Source organism: Streptomyces yaizuensis, assembly GCF_034961445.1.
GTDB lineage: Bacteria > Actinomycetota > Actinomycetes > Streptomycetales > Streptomycetaceae > Streptomyces > Streptomyces yaizuensis.
The window spans coordinates 240,480-265,236 of sequence record NZ_BSBI01000012.1 but is presented as its reverse complement, the minus strand read 5'-3'; the positions used below and the strand labels follow the sequence as shown (position 1 = coordinate 265,236).

At 73.1% G+C, this 24,757-nt stretch carries 24 protein-coding genes; 16 read left to right on the top strand and 8 right to left on the bottom strand.

Features of this window, described 5'->3' with window-relative positions; all coding sequences use genetic code 11:
- Positions 1-17: 17 nt before the first annotated feature.
- The 4 genes from pucL to SYYSPA8_RS27015 all read right to left on the bottom strand — a co-directional run bounded on the left by pucL (position 18) and on the right by SYYSPA8_RS27015 (position 2,636).
- The gene (pucL, locus tag SYYSPA8_RS27030) at positions 18-917 is read right to left on the bottom strand and encodes a factor-independent urate hydroxylase (protein WP_323449941.1); all 900 of its coding nucleotides are present in this window, start codon (positions 915-917) and stop codon (positions 18-20) included.
- Between the two features lie 7 nt (positions 918-924).
- Positions 925-1,836, bottom strand: a complete 912-nt coding sequence (gene uraD / locus SYYSPA8_RS27025) for a 2-oxo-4-hydroxy-4-carboxy-5-ureidoimidazoline decarboxylase (RefSeq protein WP_323449940.1) — start codon at positions 1,834-1,836, stop codon at positions 925-927.
- A gap of 159 nt (positions 1,837-1,995) precedes the next feature.
- Positions 1,996-2,385, bottom strand: coding sequence for a helix-turn-helix domain-containing protein (locus SYYSPA8_RS27020; protein ID WP_323449939.1), 390 nt, complete (start codon positions 2,383-2,385; stop codon positions 1,996-1,998).
- The gene (locus SYYSPA8_RS27015) at positions 2,382-2,636 is read right to left on the bottom strand and encodes a hypothetical protein (protein WP_323449938.1); all 255 of its coding nucleotides are present in this window, start codon (positions 2,634-2,636) and stop codon (positions 2,382-2,384) included. The genes SYYSPA8_RS27020 and SYYSPA8_RS27015 overlap by 4 nt, the downstream gene beginning before the upstream one ends.
- 222 nt (positions 2,637-2,858) lie before the next feature.
- Here SYYSPA8_RS27015 and SYYSPA8_RS27010 point away from each other — a divergent pair, with 222 nt between their 5' ends.
- Both SYYSPA8_RS27010 and SYYSPA8_RS27005 read left to right on the top strand, forming a co-directional pair.
- The gene (locus SYYSPA8_RS27010; RefSeq protein WP_323449937.1) at positions 2,859-3,662 is read left to right on the top strand and encodes a hypothetical protein; all 804 of its coding nucleotides are present in this window, start codon (positions 2,859-2,861) and stop codon (positions 3,660-3,662) included.
- Between the two features lie 133 nt (positions 3,663-3,795).
- Positions 3,796-4,311, top strand: coding sequence for a GNAT family N-acetyltransferase (locus SYYSPA8_RS27005; RefSeq protein WP_323449936.1), 516 nt, complete (start codon positions 3,796-3,798; stop codon positions 4,309-4,311).
- A gap of 85 nt (positions 4,312-4,396) precedes the next feature.
- Here the strand turns inward: SYYSPA8_RS27005 and SYYSPA8_RS27000 are convergent, their stop codons facing one another.
- On the bottom strand, positions 4,397-6,043 hold the full coding sequence (locus tag SYYSPA8_RS27000) for an AMP-binding protein (protein ID WP_323449935.1): 1,647 nt from the start codon (positions 6,041-6,043) through the stop codon (positions 4,397-4,399).
- Positions 6,040-7,728: an AMP-binding protein gene (locus SYYSPA8_RS26995; protein WP_323449934.1), complete on the bottom strand. Its 1,689-nt coding sequence runs from the start codon at positions 7,726-7,728 to the stop codon at positions 6,040-6,042. Before SYYSPA8_RS26995 ends, SYYSPA8_RS27000 begins: the two co-directional genes overlap by 4 nt.
- 124 nt (positions 7,729-7,852) lie before the next feature.
- Between SYYSPA8_RS26995 and SYYSPA8_RS26990 the strand changes: the two genes are divergently transcribed.
- The 3 genes from SYYSPA8_RS26990 to lysA all read left to right on the top strand — a co-directional run bounded on the left by SYYSPA8_RS26990 (position 7,853) and on the right by lysA (position 11,036).
- Positions 7,853-8,701, top strand: coding sequence for a helix-turn-helix transcriptional regulator (locus tag SYYSPA8_RS26990; protein WP_323449933.1), 849 nt, complete (start codon positions 7,853-7,855; stop codon positions 8,699-8,701).
- Positions 8,702-9,101: 400 nt separating this feature from the next.
- Positions 9,102-9,626: an SAV_915 family protein gene (locus SYYSPA8_RS26985; RefSeq protein WP_323449932.1), complete on the top strand. Its 525-nt coding sequence runs from the start codon at positions 9,102-9,104 to the stop codon at positions 9,624-9,626.
- Between the two features lie 69 nt (positions 9,627-9,695).
- The gene (gene lysA / locus SYYSPA8_RS26980) at positions 9,696-11,036 is read left to right on the top strand and encodes a diaminopimelate decarboxylase (RefSeq protein ID WP_323449931.1); all 1,341 of its coding nucleotides are present in this window, start codon (positions 9,696-9,698) and stop codon (positions 11,034-11,036) included.
- Between the two features lie 10 nt (positions 11,037-11,046).
- On the opposite strand, the gene SYYSPA8_RS26975 is transcribed toward lysA, so the two are convergent.
- Positions 11,047-12,177, bottom strand: coding sequence for a winged helix DNA-binding domain-containing protein (locus SYYSPA8_RS26975; RefSeq protein ID WP_323449930.1), 1,131 nt, complete (start codon positions 12,175-12,177; stop codon positions 11,047-11,049).
- A gap of 242 nt (positions 12,178-12,419) precedes the next feature.
- Here SYYSPA8_RS26975 and SYYSPA8_RS26970 point away from each other — a divergent pair, with 242 nt between their 5' ends.
- From SYYSPA8_RS26970 to SYYSPA8_RS26925, 10 genes are all read left to right on the top strand, one after another.
- Positions 12,420-13,559 (top strand): magnesium and cobalt transport protein CorA, encoded by a 1,140-nt coding sequence (locus SYYSPA8_RS26970; RefSeq protein WP_323449929.1) that lies wholly within the window; start codon positions 12,420-12,422, stop codon positions 13,557-13,559.
- 215 nt (positions 13,560-13,774) lie between these two features.
- Positions 13,775-14,962: a lipid-transfer protein gene (locus tag SYYSPA8_RS26965; RefSeq protein WP_323449928.1), complete on the top strand. Its 1,188-nt coding sequence runs from the start codon at positions 13,775-13,777 to the stop codon at positions 14,960-14,962.
- A gap of 3 nt (positions 14,963-14,965) precedes the next feature.
- Positions 14,966-15,421 (top strand): MaoC family dehydratase N-terminal domain-containing protein, encoded by a 456-nt coding sequence (locus SYYSPA8_RS26960; RefSeq protein WP_323449927.1) that lies wholly within the window; start codon positions 14,966-14,968, stop codon positions 15,419-15,421.
- On the top strand, positions 15,418-15,813 hold the full coding sequence (locus SYYSPA8_RS26955; protein WP_323449926.1) for a MaoC/PaaZ C-terminal domain-containing protein: 396 nt from the start codon (positions 15,418-15,420) through the stop codon (positions 15,811-15,813). The genes SYYSPA8_RS26960 and SYYSPA8_RS26955 overlap by 4 nt, the downstream gene beginning before the upstream one ends.
- A gap of 35 nt (positions 15,814-15,848) precedes the next feature.
- Positions 15,849-16,652 carry an SDR family NAD(P)-dependent oxidoreductase gene (locus SYYSPA8_RS26950; protein ID WP_323449925.1) on the top strand — a complete coding sequence of 268 codons (804 nt, stop codon included), beginning with the start codon at positions 15,849-15,851 and terminating at the stop codon, positions 16,650-16,652.
- A gap of 73 nt (positions 16,653-16,725) precedes the next feature.
- Positions 16,726-17,883 (top strand): acyl-CoA dehydrogenase family protein, encoded by a 1,158-nt coding sequence (locus SYYSPA8_RS26945; RefSeq protein WP_323449924.1) that lies wholly within the window; start codon positions 16,726-16,728, stop codon positions 17,881-17,883.
- Between the two features lie 180 nt (positions 17,884-18,063).
- A complete protein-coding gene (locus tag SYYSPA8_RS26940; protein WP_323449923.1) occupies positions 18,064-19,212 on the top strand; it encodes a CaiB/BaiF CoA transferase family protein in 1,149 nt (382 codons plus the stop codon).
- A 209-nt stretch (positions 19,213-19,421) separates the two neighbouring features.
- Positions 19,422-20,771, top strand: a complete 1,350-nt coding sequence (locus tag SYYSPA8_RS26935) for an MFS transporter (RefSeq protein ID WP_323449922.1) — start codon at positions 19,422-19,424, stop codon at positions 20,769-20,771.
- A 243-nt stretch (positions 20,772-21,014) separates the two neighbouring features.
- On the top strand, positions 21,015-22,244 hold the full coding sequence (locus SYYSPA8_RS26930; protein ID WP_323449921.1) for a TetR/AcrR family transcriptional regulator: 1,230 nt from the start codon (positions 21,015-21,017) through the stop codon (positions 22,242-22,244).
- A 98-nt stretch (positions 22,245-22,342) separates the two neighbouring features.
- On the top strand, positions 22,343-23,302 hold the full coding sequence (locus SYYSPA8_RS26925; RefSeq protein ID WP_323449920.1) for an SDR family oxidoreductase: 960 nt from the start codon (positions 22,343-22,345) through the stop codon (positions 23,300-23,302).
- A gap of 61 nt (positions 23,303-23,363) precedes the next feature.
- On the opposite strand, the gene SYYSPA8_RS26920 is transcribed toward SYYSPA8_RS26925, so the two are convergent.
- On the bottom strand, positions 23,364-23,762 hold the full coding sequence (locus tag SYYSPA8_RS26920) for a hypothetical protein (RefSeq protein WP_323449919.1): 399 nt from the start codon (positions 23,760-23,762) through the stop codon (positions 23,364-23,366).
- 86 nt (positions 23,763-23,848) lie between these two features.
- Between SYYSPA8_RS26920 and SYYSPA8_RS26915 the strand changes: the two genes are divergently transcribed.
- Entirely contained in the window at positions 23,849-24,739 is an 891-nt protein-coding gene (locus SYYSPA8_RS26915; RefSeq protein ID WP_323449918.1) for an NAD(P)-dependent oxidoreductase, read from the top strand.
- Positions 24,740-24,757 lie beyond the last annotated feature (18 nt).

Below are 24,757 nucleotides of genomic sequence, written 5' to 3'. Positions count from 1 at the left end.
GACCGGGGGGAGGGAGGTCAGACCAGGGTGAGATCGACCGGGATCAGCGCTTCGGCGCCCTCCCGGAGCACGGTGGCCTCGATCAAGCCGTAGGGGCGGTCCGCCGCGAAGTAGACCTCGTTGTCGTTCTTGAGGCCGAAGGGTTCGAGGTCCACCAGGAAGTGGTGGTTGTTGGGGAGCGAGAAACGGATCTCGTCGACGAGGTCGCCGCTCTCGATGACCGCCGTCCCCATCCGGTGCAGCGTCTGCTGGAGGGAGAGCGAGTACGTCCCGGCGAACGCCGCCAGGATCTCGGCCCTGGCCCGCGCGTAGGCGGCGTCCCAGTCGGGCATCGGCGCCGCGTCCGCGCTCCAGCGGTAGCGCCAGCGGGCGGAGACGTCGGTGGCGAGGATCCGGTCGTACGCCTCCTTGAGGGTCGTGTACCTGTCCTTGACGTACCCCCAGAACTCGGAGTCGGTGGAGTTCAGCACGGTGAGATCCGTCAGGCCCGCTATGACCTGCCAGCGTCCGCCGTCGTAGGTGATCTCGCAGACCCGCCTCTCGCGCCCGCTGCGGACGAAGGAGTGCTCGCGGCCGTCCCCGCCCCGCGGGATGCGTTCCCAGGCGTACTCCTCGATCCGCACGCGCGCCCGGTGGATCGTCTCCTGCGAGGTCACGAAGTGGCGGGCGAGGTGGATGCCGAACTGCTCGGCGGAGGCGACGCCGTGCTCCTTGGCGAACGCGTACACCGTGTTCTTGGTGGTGTCGGTCGGCAGCACATGGGCGTTGGAACCGCAGTGGTGGACGTCGTCCATGTCGCCGGAGAGGGCGATGGAGACGTTGAGGTCCTTGATGTGGTGGGTGGTGCCGTCCCGGGTGATCCTGACGAGGCGATTTTCCGCCTTGCCGTACTGGTTCTGTCCGAGAATCGTTGGCATGTGCGTACTAGCTCCCTCGGTAGACGGAGTAGCCGAACGGGTTGAGCAGGAGCGGGAGATGGTGGTGTTCCCCGGGGGCGGGGGCGAAGACGATCGTCGCCTCGGGGAAGAAGGCGCGGCCGCCCGGGGTGCGGCCGGCGAGGTGGTCGCCGGTGCGGAAGGTGAGGCGGGCCTCGGCGGTGTCCGGCGGCAGTTCCGGCAGGCCCGTGCACCGTCCGTCCGCGTCGGTCGTGCCGCCGCCGAGGGCCGTCCAGTCGCCGGTGTCCTGGGCGCGGGCGGCGAGGGTGACGGTGACGCCCGGGGCGGGGCGGCCGGCGCTGGTGTCCAGGATGTGGGTGGAGACCGTGGCGGGGGGTGCGGCGAGCCGGGTGAGCCGGATGCGGTTGATGCCGCGCAGCTCGGTGCGGACGATCTCGCGTTCGCGCTCGGGCGGGTTGCCGAGGCGGGCGCGGAGCGCGTCCCTCAGCTGCTCCCCTGTCAGCCCGGTGGCACAGATCAGGAAGACATGGCCGAATCTGCGCTGGTACGCGTCGTTGAGCGCGAGCATGTCGGCGGTGACGCGGTCGCCGGCCGTGGCCATGCCGCTCTGTTCGCGGGCGGAGGTGGCGTCGCCGGGGGTGGGGCGGCCGATCGGGGGGTGGCCCGCCATCGCCTCGGCCAGGTCGTCGGCGGTCAGCCGCGCGAGGGCGTCGTCGGACGCGGTGAGCAGTTCCCCGGTACGGGGGTAGGGGCGGCCGGCGAGGACCCGTTTCGCCCAGGCCCGGCTGGCGCACACCGCGTGCAGGGTGGTCAGGGCGTCGGCGTCGGCGGCCGCGTTGAACCGCAGGAGCCCGGCGGGCGGACCGGGGGCGGCCGGGACGGTCGGGGCGGCCGGCGGTGAACTCGGCGAACGCTGCGGAGTCGGCGAACTCGTCGTCACAGGAGCCTCCGTGGCTGTTTTCGCTGTGCGTCGAACAAGCTGCGCACAGCTAACGCCTTCACCACAGCAACGTCAACGCTTTGTTGAAAAAATACGGACGGCGGGTGCGGACGGCGGCACGGAAGGCGAAGCCGCCGCCCACGGCGGAAGGCGGGCGGCTCACCCCTGACCGGCCGCGTTCTCCCTGTTCAGATAGTTGTAGACGGTGAAGCGGCTGACCCCGAGGGCACCGGCGACGGTCTCCACCCCGTGCCGTACGGCGAAGGCACCCCGGGCCTCCAGGGTCCGTACGACCATCTGCTTGGTCCTGCGGTCCAGTTCGGACAGGGGCATGCCGTGGCGGCGCTCCAGCCCGGCCAGTATCCGGTCCAGCGACTCGGAGAGCTGGGGCAGCCGCACCGCGACCACGTTCTCCCCCTCCCAGGCGAGGACGACGTCGTCCGGGCCCGCGCGGTCGGGGGGAAGCAGCTCCGCGCCGAGCGCGTCGGCCAGCGGGCGCACGGCGCTCGTCAGCGGGTGTTCTCCGGGCCGGGCCTTGGGCCGGGTCATCGGCGCTCCGCCTCCCCCACCACGTTGAGCTGGAGCGAGACCCGGGTGGCCCCCGCGTCCAGACTGCGGCGCAGCAGCGCGCCGACGGCCGCGAGCACGGCGTCCGCGCCGCCCTCGGCGGTATTGCCGAACGGCCCGACGTCCACCGCTTCCAGCTCGCCCGTCTGGATCACCTCCCGGGCGGCGACCGCGTGGGCGGGCGGCTCGTCCAGGTCGAAGGGCTCGGTCGTGAACTCCACTCTCAATCGCACCCGGTCAACCTAACGCGGGGCCGCCGGCCCCGGGGGGCGCACGGAAACAACGCCCCCCACTCCCCCTCGATTTCCGCATTACGGAATACATCTTCTGATACATGGAACGAATCGAGGAGGGTGGTCCCGATCGCGTCAAGCCTTGGCCCAACCCGCTCGCTCCGGCGGCGCGGTTGGTGGACGATGGACGCCGTGACGGGCGAGAGCGGATGGGGAAGTGCCATGGCCGATGCCGTCCCGGTGTGCTGCCCGTCCTGTCGGTACGAGCATCTCTTCGCCCCGCCGGGCTACCCCTGCGCGTGCGGAGCGCCGGTGGCGCCGCCGCTGCTGCCCGGGGCCCGGCCGGAGCCCGTGGTCAGCCGCACCTGGGACGAGGAATGGGTGCTGGTGCGCTGCCACGGCTGCGGCCGGCAGGACTACTGGCCGCAGCCCGAACTCGGCTGCCCGTGCGGGGCGCTGCTGCGGATACCGGTCCGCCCGGTGGAACCGGCGCCGCCGGACGAGGCCGTGCCGCCCGCCCCGCGCGAGGTCCCGCGTGCCACCGCCCCGGAGCCGGACGTGCCGCCGGTGCCGCCGTCGCACATCCCCCTGCCGCGTACGGCCCGCGCGGGACGCCCGTCCTTCCGGCCGGTCGCCATCCACACCGCGCGGGACGCCGTCGCCGTCACCGAACGGTATCTGCGGTGGCTGGGCTTCTCCGAGGTCCGGCGGCAGAGTCAGGCCGCCGGGGTGGGCGGCCCCGGCGGGCCGTTCGACGGCGAGGCCGTGGGGCTGCGCGGCCCCGGTCTGATCGCCCGGGTCGACCCGGCGCCGGACCCCGTCGATCTGCGGGCCGTGGAGTGCCTGTGGCTGAACGGGCTGACGGCCCCGGCCGCCACGGCCTGTTTCGCGCTCGGCGGGTACGCCGACGACGCCCGGGACCGGGCGGACGAGCTGGGCGTACCGCTCTTCGTCCTCGACCGCGCCGGCGGGCCCCGGCCGGTGAACGGGCCGGCGGCGGATCTGGTCTCCGCCTCGGGCGGCTGACGGCCCGTGCCCCGGGGCGGGCCCGGCACCCGCCGCGCCCGCCCCGGCACCCGCTCGGCCTCTCCCGGCACCCGCTCGACCCCTCCCGGCACCCGCCCGGCCTGCGGCGACACGGACGGGCGATACTTTCCCCATGCCCATCCGACCGGCCACCCCGGCCGACCTTCCCCTGCTCCAGGAGATCGAGCGAGCGGCCGGCGAGCCGTTCCGCGCCCTCGGCATGGCGGCGATCGCCGACGACGAGCCCCCGGCCCTCGCCCTGCTGGAGGAGTTCCGCGCGGCCGGGCGCGCCTGGGTCCTCGCGGACGGGGACGACCGTCCGCTCGCCTATCTGATCCACGAGGATGTCGACGGTGCCGCCCACATCGAACAGGTCTCGGTCCACCCGGACGGCGCCCGGCGCGGCCTGGGCGGCGCCCTGATCGACCACCTCGGCGACCGGGCGGCGGCCGGCGGGCTCGGCGCCCTCACCCTGACCACGTTCTCCGAGGTGCCGTGGAACGCCCCGTACTACGCCCGGCTGGGGTTCCGGGTGCTGCCGGAGGCGGAGGAGACCGAGGGGCTGCGGGCGATCCGCCGCACGGAGCGGGAGATCGGGCTGGACCGGTGGCCCCGGGTCTGCATGCGCCGGGAGCTGCCGCGCCCCTGAGGCGGTGACCTGCCCGGGTGAGCTGCCTGTCCCGGGCCCGGCCGCGCGTCCGGGGAACGGCGGCCGGGCCCGGGGCGGGCGGGGATCAGCCGTTGCCCTCCCCCGCATACCGCTCCCTCAGCTCCACCTTCCGCACCTTGCCGCTGACGGTCATCGGGAACGCGTCCAGGACCGCCAGTCGGCGCGGGATCTTGTAGTGGGCGAGCCGGTCCCGGCAGAAGGCGGCGATCTCGTCCAGGCCCGGCGGGTCGGCGGGGTCGCGCGGGATGACGCAGGCCAGGATCTCCTCCCCGTACCGCTCGTCGGGGACCCCCACCACCTGGACGTCGGACACCTTCGGATGCGCGTACAGGAACTCCTCGATCTCCCGGGGATAGACGTTCTCCCCACCCCGGATGATCATGTCCTTGATCCGGCCGACGATCCGGACGCAGCCGTCCTCGCGCATGACGGCCAGATCTCCGGTGTGCATCCACCGCCCGGGGTCGACGGCCTCGGCGGTCAGCTCCGGCTCGCCCCAGTAGCCGGCCATCACCCCGTAGCCACGGGTGCACAGCTCACCGGCCCGGCCCCGGGGCAGGGTCACCCCGCTGTCCGGGTCGATCACCTTGATCTCGACATGGGGCAGCACCCGGCCGACCGTCGCGGTACGGCGCTCCAGGTCGTCGTCGCGGCGGGTCTGGGTGGAGACCGGCGATGTCTCGGTCATCCCGTAGCAGATCGACACCTCCGCCATGTGCATCTCGGTGACGACCCGTTTCATCACCTCCTCCGGGCACGGGGAGCCCGCCATGATGCCGGTGCGCAGCGAGGTGAGGTCGTAGGCGGCGAAGTCCGGCAGGTTCAGCTCGGCGATGAACATCGTCGGCACCCCGTACAGCGAGGTGCAGCGCTCGTCGGCGACGGCGCGCAGGGTGGCCGCCGGGTCGAAGGCCGGGGCGGGGATCACCACGCAGGCGCCGTGGGAGGTGGCGGCGAGGTTGCCCATCACCATGCCGAAGCAGTGGTAGAAGGGGACGGGTATGCATATGCGGTCCCGTTCCGTGTAGCCGAGGGTCTCGCCCACGAAGTAGCCGTTGTTGAGGATGTTGTGGTGGGTGAGGGTGGCGCCCTTGGGGAAGCCGGTGGTGCCCGAGGTGTACTGGATGTTGACCGGGTCGTCGCAGGAGAGGGTGGCCTCGCGGGCGGCCAGCTCGGCCCCGGTCACCGGCGCGGCGGCGGCCAGCAGGGTGTCCCAGCTGGTGTCCTGGATGTAGTGCACGGCGCGCAGCTCCGGACAGTCGGCCCGGACGCTGTCCACCAGGGCGCGGTAGTCGCTGGTGCGGTGGGAGAGGGACGCGCACAGCACCGAGACCCCGGCCTGGCGCAGGACGTACGCCAGTTCGTGCGCCCGGTAGGCGGGGTTGATGTTCACGAGGACGGCGCCGATCCGGGCGGTGGCGTACTGGACGAGCACCCACTCGGGGCAGTTGACCGCCCAGATCCCGACCCGGTCGCCGCGGGCGACGCCGATGCCCAGGAAGGCGCGGGCCAGTTCGTCGACGGCTGCACCGAACTCGGCGTACGTCCAGCGGGGTCCGCCCGCGACCACCAGGGCGTCCCGGCCGGGGTGGGCGGCGACGGCCCGGTCCAGGTTCCGTCCGATGGTGTCCCCGAGGAGGGGCGCGGTGCCGGTGCCGTGGTCGTACGAGAGCGCTCCCGTGCCGGGGCCCTCGCTCGGTGGAGCGTTCATGCCAGGTCTCCCTCGTCGTACTCGGCGGTCGAGCCCCGGGCCGTGCGCTCGCGCAGCTCGATCCTGCGGATCTTCCCGGAGACGGTCTTGGGCAGTTCGGCGAACTCGATACGGCGCAGCCGCTGGTAGGGGGCGAGGACGGCGCGGGAGTGGGCGAAGAGGGTCCGGGCCGTCTCCGGGCCGGGCTCCCATCCCTCCGCGAGCACGATGTACGCCTTGGGGACGGCGAGCCGGACCGGGTCGGGCGCGGGCACCACCGCCGCCTCGGCCACCGCCTCGTGCTCCAGCAGCGCGCTCTCCAGCTCGAACGGCGAGATCTTGTAGTCGGACGCCTTGAACACGTCGTCGGCGCGGCCGATGTAGGTGAGATAGCCGTCGCCGTCGCGGGCGGCGATGTCGCCGGTGCGGTAGTAGCCGCCGGCCATCGCGTCGGCGGTGCGGGCGGGGTCGCCGTGGTATCCGGTCATCAGGCCCACCGGGCGGGCGGACAGGTCGAGGGCGATCTCGCCCTCCGCCGCGCCGGGGGCTCCGCGCGCACCGGTCAGGGGGTCCAGCAGCTCCACCCGGTAGCCGGGGCTGGGGCGGCCCATGGAGCCGGCCTTCAGCAGCTGGGCGGGGGTGTTGGCGACCTGGACGGCGGTCTCCGTCTGGCCGAAGCCGTCCCGGACGGTCACCCCCCACTCCCGCCGTACGGTCTCGATGACCTCGGGGTTCAGCGGCTCCCCGGCGGCGACCGCCTCGCGCGGCGGGGTGCGCAGCTGGGTCAGGTCGGCCTGGATCAGCATCCGCCACACCGTCGGGGGTGCGCAGAAGGACGTCACACCGGCCCGGTCCATCTCGGCCATCAGCCGGGCCGCATCGAAGCGGCGGTAGTTGTGGATGAAGACGGTCGCCTCGGCGTTCCACGGGGCGAAGAGGTTGGACCAGGCGTGCTTGGCCCAGCCGGGCGAGGAGATGTTGAGGTGCACATCGCCGGGGCGCAGCCCGATCCAGTACATCGTGGCGAGATGACCGATGGGGTAGGAGGTGTGGGTGTGCTCCACGAGCTTGGGGCGGTCAGTGGTTCCCGAGGTGAAGTAGAGCATCAGGGGGTCATCGGATCGGGTGATCCCGTCGGGGCGGAATCCGGCGTCGGCGGTGGCCGCCTCCTCGTACGGGATCCATCCGGCGGGGGTGCGGGGGCCGACCGAGATCCGGGTGTAGTCGCCGGGCACGCCGTCGAACTTGGCCGTGTCGCCGGCGCGTACCAGGACGTGCGCGGCCCGGCCGCGCTCCACCCGGTCCCTGAGGTCCGTCGGTCCGAGCAGCGGGGTGGCGGGGATGACGACGGCGCGCAGCTTCATCGCCGCGAGCGCGGTCTCCCACAGCTCGCGCTGGTTCCCCAGCATGACGATCATGCGGTCACCTGCCGCGACGCCCTGGGCGCTGAGCCAGTTCGCGACCTTGTCGGAGCGCTGTGACAGCTCGGCGAACGAGAGCCGGACCTCGGAGCCGTCCTCCTCGACGATGTGCAGGGCGGTGCGGTCGTTGTCCCGTGCGATGGCGTCGAACCAGTCGAGGGCCCAGTTGAAGCGCGCGGGCCGGGGCCAGACGAACCCGTCGTACGCGCGCCGGTAGTCCTCCCGGTGCCGCAGCAGGAAGTCCCGGGCCGCCCGGAACTCCTCGGTCGCGCCGCCATCCGTCATGCGCCCTCCTCATTGCCTCGACACTCAGTAGCATCGTGTAATCAGTGACGTACGTCTCACCACCCCCGATCGGGGGGTGGCCCCCCGCGGCGCCTGGCGGCGGGAGACCGGAGGGAGTGGAACGGTGTCCGAGCCGGCCGAGGCGGTGGAGATGCGGGCGGCGCTGCTGCGGCTGCGCCGGGCCACGGGGATCCCGATCGCGTTCGGGGGGCTGCTGCACGACGCCCAGCGGCTGCGGATCGCCCAGCTGAGCGGGGCGCAGACGAGTGCGCTCCAGGGCCTGTCGATCTGTGCGGGCAATGGTCTGGGGGGGAAGTCGATCGCGCTCTCCCGGCCCTGCGCGGTGACCGATTACCACGAGGCCCGGCACATCAGCCATGAGTACGACGGGCCCGTGCTGGCGGAGGGGCTCCGCTCGGTCCTGGCGGTTCCGGTGGTGGTGCGGCGCAAGGTGCGGGGGGTGTTGTACGGGGCGCTGCGGCGGCCCGTGCCGCTGGGTGACCGGACGTTCGACGAGGCGGTGGCGGCGGCCCGGGACGTGGAACAGGCGCTGGTGGTACGGGACGAGGTGCAGGGGCTGCTGTCGATGGCGCGGGATCCGCGGATGGGTCCGGCGGTGTGGGAGGAGGTCCGCGAGGTCCACGGCGAACTGCGGGCGCTGGCGCCCCGGGTGAGCGATCCGGTGCTGCGCGGCCAGTTGCTGGCGGTGTGCGGCCGGCTGGCCCTGGCGGGGGCGCCGACCCGGGTGCTGGTGGATCCGGAGAGCGCGCGGGCGGGGGTGGCGCTGGCGCCCCGGGAGGTGGACGTGCTCGCGTGTGTGGCGGCGGGGTCGACGAACGCGGCGGCGGCGGAGCGGCTGGGGCTGCGGCCGGAGACGGTGAAGGGGTATCTGCGGGCGGCGATGCGGAAGCTGGGGGCGCACACCCGGCTGGAGGCGGTGGTGGCGGCCCGCCGGGCGGGGCTGTTGCCGTAGGGGGGGGCTTGGGCGGCCGGCGGGTGTCGGTGGGTGAAGGGGCCCGTGCGCGAAGGGGCCCTCCGCGCCGGTACTCGCAAGGCCCGCCGTGTCGTGCGCGCGGGGCCGCTCGTGTCCGTACGCGCAAGGGCCCGTCGGCCGGTCGTGTCCGGGGCGCGCGGGCGGGGCGCGCTAGGGGCATGTCAAAGTGCGGGCCCGGACAGTCAGTGGTGCGTCATGGCGGCCCCGGTGGGCGCGCCGGCGGGCATAGCTTCGAAGAGTCGGCGGGGACGCGCTCTCCCCAGTGGTTCCTCGCCGGCCTCAGCGCCGGTCCGCCCGGCCGGACCCGCCGTGCCCATCGGGTACGGCGGCCGGGCGCGGGCCGGTGGCCGGACAGCTCACCGCGGAGGACCGAGGAACCATGGACACGCTCATCGGCGCGGCGGAAACCGCGCACACCGCGCACACCACGCACACCACGCACACCACCGCTGTTGTCGGCACCGTGGGCACGGCCGCCGGGCCGGACGGGGCCGGTGAGCCGGACGAACCCGACGAAACCCACCCGGCGGCGCCCCTGTACGTGCCGGTCAGGCTCGGCTCCGCCGGTGGCCGCCAGCTGTGCTTCCTGCGGACGCCGCCGGGCACGCGCACGGCGGTCGGTTTCACCACCCCGGAACGGCTCGCCGCCGTCTTCGGCGAGGGGCATCGGTGGATCAGGCTGGCGGAGCCCGCGCTGCGGGTGCTCGCCGAACCGCTCGGGGTGACCGCGGTGGCGGTGGACCCCCGGCCCACCGCGCCCGTGACCCGGCGGGGCGCCGGGCGTGGCGCCCCGGCCCCGGTGTGCGGACGGCGGGCGGCCGGCGGTCCCGACGCGTGGGGGGTGCTCGGCTCCATCGGCTTTCTGCGGACCACGGCCGGCACGGTCCACCCCTTCCTCGACTGAACCCGCCGGCGGCCCCGTGACGACCGTGACGAACGAAGCAGAGACAGCGACGTGGACAGAGGTGGACGGATGACGACGGTACCCGCGCTCCCCACGACCCTGCCGGAGCGGCTGATGGCCCCCTCGGTGTGGCCCGCCTCCGCGACACTGGCGCCCGGCGGGGACGTGACGGTCGGCGGCGTTCCGCTGCTGGAGCTGGCGGAACGGTACGGCACGCCCGTCTACGTCCTGGACGAGGACGAGGTGCGCGCCCGTGCGCGGGCCTGGCGGCGGGCGCTGCCGGACGCCGACGTGGTGTACGCGGCGAAGGCGTTCCTGTGCCGGGCGGTGGTGGACTGGATGGAGCAGGAGGGTCTGGGGCTCGACGTCTGCTCGGCGGGCGAGCTGGAACTCGCCGCCACCCGGGGCTTCCCGGCGGAGCGGATCGTCCTGCACGGCAACGCCAAGTCGCCGGCGGATCTGCGGACCGCGCTGCGGCTCGGGGTGGGCCGGATCGTCATCGACTCGGCCGGCGAGATCGCCTCGCTGGCCGCGCGGGTGCCGGGCCCCGGGCCGCAGCAGGTGATGGTGCGGGTGCTGCCCGGGATCGAGGCCGGGGGCCATCGGAAGATCCGCACCGGTGGCGAGGGGCAGAAGTTCGGGCTCTCCCTCGCGAACGGGGACGCCGAGGACGCCATCGCCCGGGTGGTCGGTCAGCCCTGTCTCGAACTCGTCGGTCTCCACTGCCATCTGGGCTCCCAGATCTCCTCTCCGGAGCCCTACGCCCGCGCGGTGCGGCGGCTCGTACCGCTGCTGGCCCGGATCCGGGACCGGCACGGGATCACCCTGCCCGAGCTGGATCTCGGCGGCGGTTTCGCGGTGGCCCACCGGCCCGGGGACCCGGCGCCCGCGCCGGCCGCGTACGGGCGGCGGATCCACGACGAGCTGATCCGCTCCTGTGCGGCGGCCGATTTCCCGGTGCCCCGGCTGACGGTGGAGCCCGGTCGTTCGATCATGGCGCCGGCGGGGGTGGCGCTCTACCGCGTGCTGGCGGTGAAGCGCACGGGCGGCCGGGTGTTCGCCGCTGTCGACGGCGGGATGAGCGACAACCCCCGGCCGGCGCTGTACGGAGCGCGGTACACCGTCCGCCGGGTGGGGCGGTCGACGGCGGCGCCGATGCGGGCGACGACGGTGGTCGGCCGGCACTGCGAGGCGGGGGACGTGCTCGCCGAGTCGGTGGAACTGCCGGACGATCTGCGGCCCGGCGATGTCCTGGCGGTGCCGGCCTCGGGGGCGTACCACGTGTCGATGGCGTCGGGGTACAACCTGACGGGCCGGCCGCCGGTGGTGGCGGTGCGCGCGGGCCGGTCACGGCCGCTGATGCGGCGGGAGACGTTCGAGGACCACCGCAGCCGGGACATCGGCCTGTAGGGGCCCGCTCTCAGGCGTCGACGGCCTCGAACCGCACGTCGTACGAGGTGGCCGCCGACAGGGTGCGCAGGGTGCGTTCCGCCTCGGCGGTCAGTTCGCCGCGGGCGGCCCGGCCGGGTTCCTCGAAGGGCTGGACGGTGAGGGTCGCCCGCCCGGCGTCCTCGGTGAGCCGCCAGGTCCCGGCGAGGAAGCCGTCGAGGAGGAAGGCGGGGCAGGACTGGTTGCCGCGCCAGGTGAGGTTCCTGTGCTCGTCGCGGGCGATGACGCGGGAGCGGTCGGCGTGCGAGAGGAGCAGATTGTCGAACTCGGGCAGGAAGCGCGGCGGGGCGGGGGTGCCGGGGTCGGGCCGGGGCGCGTCGGGCAGGTCGAACAGCTCGGTCCCGGCCTCGTCCCGGAAGACGGCCAGCCGGGGCCGCAGCCCGTCGAAGACGGCCCGCATCCGGGTCAGCCCGGACCAGGTCTGCATGTCCTTGACCGAGGCCGGGCCGAACGCGGCGAGATAGCGCAGGACGGTGTCCTCGGCGGTGGCCGCCGGCCCGGCGGGCCGGCCGAACCAGCGCTCCGTGGTGGTCAGGGCGACCTGTCCGCCGGCGCCCCACAGCCCGCGCGGGGTGACCTGCACCAGCGGCAGCAGACAGCGGGCGGCGACGGAGAGCGCGAAGGGGTCGGCGTCGGGCCAGTGGACGGCCAGGGCCTCGCGGAGCTGCTTCATCGTGCGGGGCTCCTCCTCGACCAGCTCCCGGGCCACGGCCGCGAGCCGGTCGAGGTCCACGCCGGTCAGTCCCGTGCGGAACATCCTCAGCTCCCGGTCGGGTCCGCCGCTCTGGACGAGGGGCCGCAGCGCGAGACAGTCGTCGGCGGTGTGGGTGTGGAGGGTGGAGCGGAGGGTGACCATGCGGGCGACCGCGCGGGAGGCCATCGGCGCGGACAGCTCCCCGGGAGCGAAGTCCGCGAGCCGGGCGGCCAGCGCGACGTAGGGCGGGCGGACGTTCTGCGCCTGGAGCCCGACCAGCTGCCCGACGGCGTCCGTGACCGACAGCTCGGCCCGGGGCACCCGGCGCAGCAGCAGCTGCCGGGCGAGGGTGGCCCGGTTGAGGGCGCGGGTGCCGAGTACGGGGTGCGTCGTCGTCCTGGTGACCATGGCCCCACGGTAACGAGCCTTGCGGACACCTTCTGTCCTCAAGAAGGCCTCTGGCCGACCCGTGTCCTCCCGTTCTGCCCCTTTCTGCCCCGTGTACGCCGTACACCCTGTGTGCGCCGTGTGCACGGTGTGCGCCGTGTGCACGGTGTGCCCCTCCCCCGTCCTGCCCGGGCGGGACGCTCCGGATATCCTGCCCGCGCAGCCGGTCGTCCCCAGGCAGCCGCAGGGAGGTGGAGACCGCGATGTCGCTGTACCCCAGACGCCACCCGTGGCGCCGCTCCCCCGACCCCGCACCGGGGTCCCCGCCCGGGCCGCCCACCCCGGCGGCACCGGGGGCGGACTGTCCCGTACCGCAGGACCGGGCCAGTGTCGTGGAAGCGGTGGTCTACCGGGACGGCCACCGGGTCGCGGAACCGGACTCGCTCGCGGAGACCTACCGCCGGCTGCGCGCGTATCCGGACGGCATGGCCTGGATCGGCCTGCACCGCCCCACGGCGGAGGAGCTGCTCTCCCTGGCGGCCGAATTCGACCTGCACGAACTCGCGGTCGAGGACGCCCTCGAAGCCCACCAGCGCCCCAAGCTGGAGCGGTACGGCGACACCCTCTTCGTGGTGCTGCGCGCGGCCCGCTACCTCGACGCGCAGGAGGAGGTCGACTTCGGCGAACTCCATGTCTTCCTGGGCAAGGACTTCCTGATCACCGTCCGCCACAGCGCGGCCCCCGACCTCTCCGCCGTCCGCCGCCGCATGGAGGAGACCCCCGAGCTGCTGGCGCTGGGCCCGGAGGCGGTGCTGTACGCGATCCTGGACGCGGTGGTCGACGGCTACGCCCCGGTGGTCGCCGGCGTCCAGAACGACATCGACGAGATCGAGACCGAGGTCTTCGGCGGCGACCCGGCGGTCTCCCGCCGCATCTACGAACTGGCCCGCGAGATGGTCGAGTTCCAGCGGGCGACCAGCCCGCTGCTCGGCATGTTGCAGGGCCTGATGGCGGGCTTCACCAAGTACGGCATCGACGAGGAACTCCAGAGCCACCTCCGGGACGTCGCCGACCACGTCACCCACACCAGCGAACGCGTGGACGGCTTCCGCCAGGCGCTCGCGGACATCCTCACCGTGAACGCGACGCTGGTGACGCAGCAGCAGAACGCGGAGATGCGGGCGCTGGCGGAAGCCGGTTTCGAACAGAACGAGGAGATCAAGAAGATCTCGTCCTGGGCGGCCATCCTCTTCGCGCCGACGCTGGTGGGGACGGTGTACGGGATGAACTTTGACCATATGCCGGAGCTGCACTGGGTGGGCGGCTACCCCTTCGCCATCGCCCTGATGGCTGTGGTCTGCACCAGCCTGTACGTCGTGTTCAAGCGCCGCGACTGGCTCTGAGCCAGCTCCGGGAACATCCGCCCCGCGGAGCAGCGGTAAGCCTTCGCACGGCCGCCCCGGGGGCATTCGCGCGCGCCCCGCGTACCGCGGCCCTGCCCTCGCCACGGAACCCGCCCTGACCGCCACTTCCCGCCGCGATGTGCCCACCGATGCTTGACAGCAGCCCTCCCATGACAGGAAAGTGAATTTCGACTAACTGCAACTGGGGAGGTTCGATGGGGCGTCGAGTCCTGGTCGCCGGGGTCGGGATGATCCCGTTCGCCAAGCCGAGTACAGCCGATCCGTACGACGTCATGGGGGTGGGAACGGTCCGGGCCGCTCTGGCGGACGCGGGGGTGGGATACGACCGGATCCAGCAGGTGTACGCCGGTTATGTGTACGGGGACTCCACCTGCGGTCAGCGCGTGGTGTATCAGCTGGGCAGGACCCGGATCCCGGTACTGAACGTGAACAACAACTGCGCGTCGGGGTCGTCGGCGCTCTGGCTCGCGCGGCAGGCCGTGGAGAGCGGGGCCGTCGAGTGCGCGCTCGCGGTCGGCTTCGAGCAGATGCCGCCGGGCGCGCTGGGCGCGAAGTGGACGGACCGGCCCACCCCGCTGGCCGACTTCACCGCCACGCTCGGCGATCTCCACGACATCGACCCCGCTCTGCCGATGACCCCGCAGTACTTCGCCGCCGCGGGCATCGAGTACGCACGGAAGTACGGGATCCGCCCCGACACCTTCGCCAGGGTCTCGGTGAAGGCCCGCGCCCACGCGGCGAACAACCCGTACGCCGTCTTCCGCGACCCGATCACCCTGGACGACGTGCTGGCGAGTCCGGCGATCGCGGGCCCCCTGACCCGGCTCCAGTGCTGCCCGCCGACCTGCGGCGCCGCCGCGGCGGTCGTCTGCTCCGAGGAGTTCGCCCGCGCCCACGGCCTCACGCCGGAGGTCGCGGTCGCCGCCCAGGCGCTCCACTCCGACGCCGACGACCTGTTCGACCGGAAGAGCGCCATCTCGCTGGTGGGCGCGGACGTCACCCGCGCCGCCGCCCGCGAGGTCTACGAGCGGGCCGGCGTCGATCCCCGGGACATCCCGGTGGTCGAACTCCACGACTGCTTCACCGTCAACGAGGTCCTCACCTACGAGGCCCTGGGCCTGTGCGAGGAGGGCGGCGCCGAGGAGTTCATCCGCAACGGGGAGAACACCTACGGCGGCCGGGTGGTGACCAACCCGTCGGGCGGGCTGCTCTCCAAGGGGCATCCGCTGGGCGCGACCGGACTGGCGCAGACCGCCGAGATCACCTGGCAGCTGCGCGGCGAGGCCGGGGCCCGTCAGGTCGAGGGCGCCACGCTCGGGCTCCAGCACAATCTGGGCCTGGGCACCGCCGGGGTCGTCACCCTCTTCGAGAAGGTGGGCTGAGCCGTGCCCGTCGACCGCGGCATCATCGGTACCCGTACCGACGCGTTCACCGCCGTGGCCGAGCGGAGCCGGCTGCGGTTCTTCGCGCGGGCCACCGGCCAGCAGGACCCCGTCTACACCGACCTGGCGGCCGCGCGGGCCGCCGGCCACCGCGATCTGCCCGTCCCGCCGACGTTCCTCTTCTGTCTGGAAATGGACAACCCCGACCGCGGCCGGTTCCTCGCCGACCTGGGGATCGACGTGCGCACCGTCCTGCACGGCGGGCAGCGGTTCGAATACCACGACACCGTCTGCGCCAACGAGCCCCTGACGCTGTGGACCGAGGTCACCGACGTCCTCAGCAAGAAGGGCGGCGCGCTGGAGTTCATCGTCCGCGCCACCCATGTCTCCCGTGACGGCGCCCCGGTCGCCACGCTCACCAGCACGATCGTCGTGCGCGACCCGAAGGCGGCCCGATGAGGCCCCCGACCCTGACCGCCGGCGACCGCTTCACCCTCAAGGCGCCGAAGGTCACCCGTACGGTGCTCGCCCTCTACGCGGGTGCCTCCGGCGACCACAACCCCGTCCACATCGACATCGACGCCTGCCGTGCCGTCGGCATCCCCGACGTGTTCGGGCACGGCATGCTCTCGATGGCCACTCTGGGCCGGCTGCTCACCGACTGGGTGCCGCAGGAGCGCATCCGCTCCTACGAGGTGCGGTTTTCCGCGATCACCCCGGTCAACGCGGAGCCCGTCTGCCACGGCACCGTCACCGGCGTGACGGACGGGCTCGCCCGCATCGACCTGACCGTGACCCTTCCCGACGGCACCGTGACCCTCCGGGGATCCGCCACCGTCACCACCGACTGAGCCGATCGCCTCACACGACAAGGAAGTCGCACACCATGGGAACTCTGGACGGCAAGGTCGCCATCGTCTCCGGCTCCGGCCGCGGCATCGGGCGCGAGGTCGCCCTCAGGCTCGCGTCCGAGGGCGCGTCCGTCGTCGTCAACGACCTCGACGGGCAGCCCGCCGAGGAGACTGTGGCGGACGTCGTCGCCGCCGGCGGCAGGGCCGTCGCCTGCGTCGGCTCGGTCACCGACGAGGGCTTCGCCGAACGCTTCGTCAACACCGCCGTCGACACGTTCGGCGGGTTGGACATCATCGTCAACAACGCCGGTTACACCTGGGACACCGTCATCCAGAAGATGACGGACGAACAGTGGGACGCGATCCTGGACGTGCACCTCAAGGCGCCCTTCCGCATCCTGCGGGCGGCGCAGCCGTACATCAGGGCCAACCCGACCGACCACCACCGCAAGGTCGTCAACGTCTCCTCGGTCTCCGGCCAGTACGGCAACCCGGGCCAGGCCAACTACTCCGCCGCCAAGGCCGGGGTCATCGGGCTGACCAAGACCATGGCCAAGGAGTGGGGCCGCTACAAGGTCAACGTCAACGCCGTCGCCTACGGGTTCATCCTGACCCGGATGACCGAGGCGACCGCCGACGACGACACGTTCGTCGAGATCGAGGGCCGGAAGATCAAGGTCGGCGTCAGCCGGGCCGTGCTCGACCGGGTGGTGTCCGTCAACCCGCTGGGCCGGCCCGGCACACCGGCGGAGGCCGCCGGCGCGATCTATCTGCTGTGCACGCCCGACGCCGACTACATCACCGCCCAGGTCGTCACCGTCGACGGCGGCTCCCGCTGACCTCCGCCGCCGTCCCCCCGGCACCGCCGTCGTACGGCGGTGCCCACCCCCACCGAGAGCGCAGGGACCCTTCATGAAGCGCACGATCTACAACGAGGAGCACGAGGCGTTCCGGGCGGTGATCCGGAGTTTCATCGGGAAGGAGGTGGTCCCGCACTTCGACCGGTGGGAGCGGGAGAACCTGGTCGACCGGGACCTGTTCCGCAAGCTCGGCGCGCTGGGCGTGATGGGCTTCGGCATCCCCGAGGAGTACGGCGGCACGGGCCCGAGCAGCTACCGGTTCCAGACCGTCATCGCGGAGGAGTGCGCCCGCGCGGCGGTCTCCTTCGGCCACTACACGGTGTCCACCGGCATCGTCCTGCCCTATCTGCTCGACCTCGCCGACCCCGGGCAGAAGGAGCGCTGGTTCCCCGGCATCGCCTCCGGCGACACGATGCTCTGCGTCGCGATGACCGAGCCGGGCACCGGCTCCGACCTGGCCGGGATCCGTACCACCGCGAAGCTGTCCGAGGACGGCACCCACTACGTCCTCAACGGCGCCAAGACCTTCATCACCGGCGCCCGCAACTCCGAGCTGTGCCTCGTGGCCGCCCGCACCTCGCCCGCCACCGCGGACGACCGGCGCCACGGCCTGAGCCTGCTGCTCGTACCGACCGACAGCGAGGGCTTCGCGTACGGGCGCAAGCTGGACAAGATCGGGCTGCGGTCGTCGGACACGTCCGAACTGTCCTTCACCGATGTCAGGGTCCCGGTCGCCAATCTGCTCGGGGAGCAGGACAGGGGCTTCTCCTACCTCGGCCGGAACCTGGCCCGTGAGCGTCTCGCGATCGGTGTCGCATCGGCGGCGTCCGCCACCGCCGCCATCGCCTTCGCCCGCGCGTACGTCCTGGAACGGACGGTCTTCGGCAAGCCGGTGGCGGCCTTCCAGAACACCAAGTTCGTACTCGCCGAGTGCTCGGCCGAGGTCGAAGCGCTCCAGGCGATGGTCGACAAGGGCATCGCGCTGGACGACGAGGGCGTGCTCACGGCGGTCGACGCGGCGAAGATCAAACTGTTCGGCACCGAGGTCGCGGCCCGTGTCATCGACAAGTGTCTTCAGCTGCACGGCGGTTACGGCTACATGCTGGAGTACCCCATAGCCCGGCTGTACGCCGACACCCGCGTCTCGCGGATCTACGGCGGTACCAGCGAGGTCATGAAGACGATCATCGCCAAGGACCTCGGGCTGTAGCCGCGGCACGGCCGACTCCTGTCGCCCGCCGCACCCGCCGCACCCGCCGCACCCGCCGCACCCGCCGCACCCGCCGCACCCGCCGCACCCGCCACGAACGGAGCGGCGGGGCCGTCCCGTACGCCCTGCCGCGCCCCATCCGTACCGCTCAAGCCGAATCAAAGCCGAGGAGCCACGTCCGTGAGCACCGCACCCCGCCCCCCGGCGGGCCCCCTGACCGGCCTGCGCGTCGTCGAACTCGGCGGCATAGGACCGGGCCCCTTCGCGGGCATGCTCCTGGCCGACCAGGGAGCCGACGTCATCCGGGTCGACCGCCCCGCCGAGGCCGGGCGGGCCTCCGCCCATCCGGTGCTGCACCGGGGGCGCCGCTCGGTCGCCCTGGATCTCAAGGACCCGGCCGGCGCCGCCGCCGTCCTCGCGCTCACCGACACCGCCGACGCGCTGATCGAGGGCTTCCGCCCCGGCGTCACCGAACGCCTCGGGCTCGGTCCCGACGTCTGTCTGGAGCGCAACCCCCGGCTGGTCTACGGCCGGATGACCGGCTGGGGCCAGGACGGGCCGCTCGCGCAGACACCCGGTCACGACATCAACTACATCGCCGTCGCCGGGGCGCTCGGCGCGATCGGCGGCGCCGGCGAGAACCCGCCCGTGCCGCTGAACCTCATCGGCGACATGGGAGGCGGCGGCATGCTGCTCGCCCTCGGCATCACCAGCGCCCTGCTGCACGCCCGCCGCACGGGTCGGGGGCAGGTCGTGGACGCCGCCATGACCGACGGGACCGCCGTCCAGCTCGCCCTGATCCACGGGTTGATGGCGACCGGGCGGTGGACCGACCGGCGGGCCGCCAACCTCTTCGACGGCGGGGCGCCCTTCTACCGCACCTACCGCACCTCGGACGGGGGCCATCTCGCGGTGGGCTGTGTCGAGCCGCAGTTCTACGCGGCGCTGCTGAAGGCCCTGGGCCTGACCGGCGATCCGCTGTTCGCCGCCCAGCACGACCGTGACGCCTGGCCCGCCATGGGCGCCCGGCTGGCGGCCGTCTTCGCCGGCCGTACCCGCGCCGAGTGGGAGGCGGTCTTCGACGGCAGCGAGTCCTGTGTCACCCCCGTCCACGGCCTCACGGAGGCGGCGGCCCATCCGCACAACGCCGCCCGCGGCACCTACTACACCCGCGACGGCCTGCTCCAGCCCGCGCCCGCGCCCCGGTATCTGGGCACCCCGGCGGCCGTCCCCGCGCCGGCGCCCGTGATCGGCAGCCACACCCGCGACGTCCTCACCGAGGCCGGGCTCGCCGAGGAGCAGGTGGAGGCGCTGACGCGGGGGCTCTGAGACGGGCCCCGTCGAGTCACGCCGGGCCCCGTACGCGCACACGGCCCGCCACACGACCCGCCACACGGTCCGGATGCGTATCAAAATACTGTTATCGAAAAATTACTACCCCCCGCACAAAGCAAGAAATTTGAGCACGGAATCTTGTTGATGGACGTTATGACTGATTCACTTCCCGAGATCAGCCCGCTGGATCAGGGAGTGCCACCATGGCTGTTGAACCGCAGGAAGTGCCCGGCTCCGTGCCGGAGAGGACGACCGGGGCCCGTCGGGATCCCGCCCGGCGCAGGGCATGGACCGTGCTCGCGCTGCTCGTCTGTCTGGTGATCGTCAACTACGCCGACAAGGTCGTCGTCGGCCTCGCCGGTGTCGACATGAAGGAGGATCTCGGCCTGAGCGACGCCGAGTTCGGGGTCATCCAGAGCAGTTTCTTCTGGCTCTTCGCGCTCGGCTCCGTCGTCGGCGGCTGGCTCGGCGGCAAGGTCAGGGCCCGCTGGCTGCTCGCGGGGCTCGGCGCCCTGTGGGCGATCAGCCTGGCCCCCGTGGCGGCGCAGGCGGGCTTCACCACCATCGTGGCCTGCCGGGTGCTGCTGGGCTTCGCCGAGGGGCCGACCACCGCGATCGCGATGCAGGTGACCCACTCCTGGTTCCCGGCCCACCGCAGGGCCCTGCCCAGCTCGATCGTCGTCGCGGGCGCCGGCATCGGCCCGCTGATCGCCTCCCCGGTCCTGACCTGGGTGATCCTGGAGTACTCGTGGCGCGCGGCCTTCGGGGTGCTGGCCGTCACCGGAGTGGTCGTCACGGCGATGTGGCTGATCGGCGGCGACTCGGGACCGGAGGACACGACGGCGGGCCACGGCCGCGCCGCCGGCCACGACCACGGCGCCGGCTCCACCGCGCCCGCCCTGCCCGAACGGGTGCCGCTGCGGCGGCTGTTCTCCACCGGGACGATCATCGGCATGGCGGTGCTCTTCTTCGTCGCGTACGCCAACACCTCCGTCAAGGTCAGCTGGCTCCCCCTCTATCTCCGGGAAGGACTCGGCTACGACGCGACCACGGCGGGCAGGCTGGTCGCGCTGCCCTATCTGTTCGCCGCGATCGCGGTCCTCGTCGTCGGGGCGGTCTCCACCGTCATGACCCGCAGGGGCATCTCCGGCCGCGTCACCCGGGGCCTGCTCCCCGCCGTGCTCGTCCTCTCCTCCGGCGTGTGCACCATCGCCTTCTCCTCACTCGACCGGGGTGTGCCGCAGATGGTGCTGCTCGTCCTCGGCTCCTGCCTCAACTCCGCCGGGTACGGGGTGCTCTTCGCCGGGCTCGCCGATGTCGCCCCCGCCGCACAGCGCGGCGTCGTCTTCGGGATCATCACCGCGATCTACAGCCTCGGCGCCGTCGTCGCCCCGATCGTCATCGGCAACTTCATCGACTCCAGCGCCTCCGTGGCGGCCGGGTACGGGAGCGGCTTCCTCGTCCTGGGGATCACGACCATCGTCGGCGCGGCCGTGGCGCTGCCGCTGATCAACCCCGGCCGCGACATCGCGAAGCTGGCGGCACGGGCCTGACGGGCCGCCTCCGGCCCGGTCCCGCTCTCCGGGGCCGGACCATCAAGTAAATAATGGATAACTCGGGGGGTTCACCCCGGGGAGGGTTCGATCTCCGTATTCCCCGATGTGTCTCGGCCCGATGTGATTCCTCCCGGACCCGGATCCACCGCTGGTCGATGCGTTAGCCTGGGCCGGTCCGGACGTCGGACCGGGCCCGGCCGCCGACGCCGGACCGAGGCAACCGAGACAACGGGGTGTGGGATGACGAACGCGGCAGTCACCGGCCGGGCCACCCGCCGCAGGCCGGCGGACCGGCGGGAGAGGATCGTCGCCGCCGCGGGCGAACTCTTCGGCAGGCACGGCTTCCACAACGTCTCCATGGCCGATGTCGCCTCCGCCGTCGGGATCACGGCGTCGGCCCTCTACCGCCACTTCCGCAACAAGCAGGATCTGCTGCTCCAGGTGGTGACCACCGTCATCGACACCATCGCCCGACGCGTCGCCGACGCCACGGATCTGGCCTCGTACCTCCGGGACACCGCGAGCGGCACCCTGGAACGGCGCGACGCGGCGACCCTCTGGCAGCGGGAGGCCCGCCATCTGCCCGAGGAGCGGCGGGCCGAACTGCGCCGGGCCCTGGCGGACATCGCCGACGGCATCGCCGCCCTGATCACCCGGGAACGGCCCGGACTCGCGCGGGCCGACGCCGAACTCCTCGCCTGGGCGGTCCTGTCGGTCTTCGGCAGCGTGTCGGGGCACCGGTTCGCGCTGCCCCGGCGCCGGTTCGAGGCACTGCTCCGCTCCCTCGCCGGCACGGCGGCCGGCACCGCTCTGGGCACCGCCCCCGGTACGGCCGCCGAAGCCGCCGAAGTCATCGAAGCCGCCGGGGACCCGCCGGTCCGGCGCACCGCCGCCGGGCTTCCGCCCGAACTGGCCGTCTCCCGCCGCGAACGGCTCCTGGACGAGGCGGTCCGGCTCTTCGACGAGCGCGGATTCCAGTCGGTGAGCACCGACGACATCGGGCAGGCCGCCGACGTCACAGGACCCAGCCTCTACCGGCACTTCCCCAGCAAGAACGACCTGCTCGTGGCCGCCGTCGTCCGCGCCGGCGAACAGCGCCGCGCCCGTACCACCACCGCCCTGGCCGAGGCCACGGGCCCGGCCGACGGCCTCGCCCTCCTGCTGCGCTCCTATGTGGGGTTCGCGAGCGACCACAGCCATCTCATCGGCATGCTCATCGGGGAGATCGACCAGCTTCCCGAGAAGGAACAGCGGGCGGCACGGCAGGCGCAGCGCGACTATCTCGCGCTGTGGCTGCACGTACTCGACCAGGTCCGGCCGGGGCTCGACCCGGCGGAGGCGAAGATCACCGTGAGTGCCGTGCTCACCGTGGTCGACAACGCGGTACGGACCGGCCGGGCCCGGCACCGCCGGGATCTCGGCGACCGGCTGGCCGAGATCGGCACCGCCCTGCTCCTGCCGGCCTCCTGACCGCCGGCCCGTAACGGCCGCGCGCGAAACCGGACGACCCCGCCCCGGAGCACCGGGTACCCTCGCTCCTCCACAACGGGCGGGAGGGGCACGACATCATGACCGTACTGGTGGCCGGAGCGACAGGGAACGTCGGCAGGCATGTGGTCGCACGGCTCGTCGGCGCGGGGCAGGAGGTCCGCGCGCTGACCCGCCGCCCGGGGGCCGCCGCACTGCCCGGGCGGGTGCGTGTCTTCGAGGGCGACCTCACCCGCCCCGGAACGCTGGTGCCCGCGCTGGCGGGTGTGCGGACCATGCTGCTCTTCCCGGTCGGGGAGGCCGTGGACGAGGTGGTCGCCCGGGCGGCGGAGGCGGGAGTGCGCCGGATCGTGGTCCTCTCGTCCGCCGCCGTCACAGCGGGGTACGACACCGACCACCACTACCCGGTCGAGCAGGCCGTCGAGCGGTCCGGACTGGAGTGGACCCATGTGCGGCCCGGCGAGTTCGCACTCAACTCCCTCTATCTGTGGGGTCCTTCGATCCGCGCGGAACGCCGGGTGGTGGACGTCTTCCCGGACACGCCCGGCACCCCCGTCCACGAGGCGGACATCGCCGATGTCGCCGCGGCCGCGCTGCTGGACGACCGGCACGCCGGGAAGGCGTACGACCTCGCGGGCCCCGAGGAGCTGACCCACCGCGACCGGGTCGCCGCGATCGCCGCTGCCATCGGCGTACCGCTGCGGTTGGACGAGGTCGGGCCCGGGGAGGCCAGGGACTTCTACCGCGCGCAGGGCGGCTGGGCGGCGGACAACGCCGACTTCCTCTTCGGCTTCGAGGACTACTCGGGCGCGGCCACCGGCCACGGTGGGACGGAGGAGGGCGGGGAAGCCGAGGAAGGCGGACACGGTGGGGAAGGCGGGGAAGCCGCGCCCGGCGGGCAGGGGGAGGGCGCCGGCGACACCCCGGAACAGGCCTGGGTGGAGCCGGACATCCCCTGGCTGACCTGCGCCGACATCACGGGCGGGCCCGCCCGTACCTATGCCGGGTGGGCCCGCGACCACGTGGACGACTTCCGCTGACGCCCCGGTGCCGCCGTGCCGCCGTGCATCCGGGGCCGGTCGGCAGCCGGTCGGCAGCCGGTCAGTAGACGAAGGAGACCTGGGTGCCGGTCACGTCGGGGTTCTTGACGTTCGGCGGGTTGGCGGCCTCGGGCAGCCGGATGGCGATGCCCACCTCGTAGGCCCGTCCGGGGACCAGGTCGGCCATGATCGGGGTCTCCCGCCACTGCGGCTGCTCCGTGCCGCCCGGCGGGTAGGCGCCCGCCCCGGAGTGGACCACCCCGTGGGGGCTGTCCGGGTAGACGGCGTTCCGGCTGGTGTCCTCGATCCGGACATGGGCGTTGACACGGTTGCTGCCCGAGGTCGCCCGCCATAGCCATTGCAGATGGACAGTGCGCCGCCATAAGGGGGAACTCGCTGTACTGGTGCACGAGTTGACGGTACGGGCGTCGCAGCGCCGGTCAGGACGTGGGCAACCCACTTTTTTGTGCGTACTTGTCGCCGCGCGGCCTCGGAAACGAGGGTGGAGAGGACATCGGCGGGACGAACGGAACGGGAGTGCGGGTCATGGGCGAGGGACGCGTGAGTGTGATCGGACTCGGCGAGATGGGCCGGGTGCTGGCGTCGTCCCTGCTCGACGCGGGCTGGGAGGTGACGGTCTGGAACCGTACGGCCGCCAGGGCCGACGCCCTGGTGGAACGCGGGGCCGTCCGGGCGGGTTCGGCGGCGGAGGCCGTGCGGGGCGGCGCCCTGGTGCTGGTCTGTCTGTTGGACTACGGCACCGTACGGGACGTCCTGGAGCCCGCGGCCGGGGAGCTGGAGGGCCGGGCGCTGGTCAATCTGACCAACGGGACGCCCGGTCAGGCCGCGGAGTTCGCCGCGTGGGCCGCCGGGCGCGGCGCGAAGTACCTGGACGGCGGGATGATGGCGATCCCGAGCACGCTGGCCACCGAGGAGGCGTTCATCTTCTACAGCGGCGACGAGAGCGTCCTCACCGGGCACCGGGCCGCCCTGGAGGTGCTGGGCACCCCGCACTATCTGGGCCGCGACACCGGCCTCGCCCCGCTCTACGATCTCGCGCTGCTGACCGCCATGGACATGATGTTCGCGGGCTTCCACCACGCCGTGGCCATGGCCCTCTCCCGCGAGGGCGGCAGCGCCGCCGGGGTCACCGGCCATCTGGTGCCCTGGCTGACGAACATGGCCCGCGTCCTGCCCGCCTTCGCGGGAGAGGTCGACGCCCACCGCGCCACCGGTGCCGCGCCCGCCCTCTCCCAGGGGCTGGACGTACAGCGGGCCGGGGCGCTCAACCTGATCGCCGCCGCGCGGGAGGCCGGTGTCTCCACGGATCTGCTGGAGCGCTCCCGCGCCCAGCTCGACGCGCTCCTCGCCGCCGGGCGCACGGACTGGGACTCGCCGCTCTCCGTCCGGCAGGTCCGCGGGGAGCCGCTGGTCTGACCGCGCACCGCGAGCCGC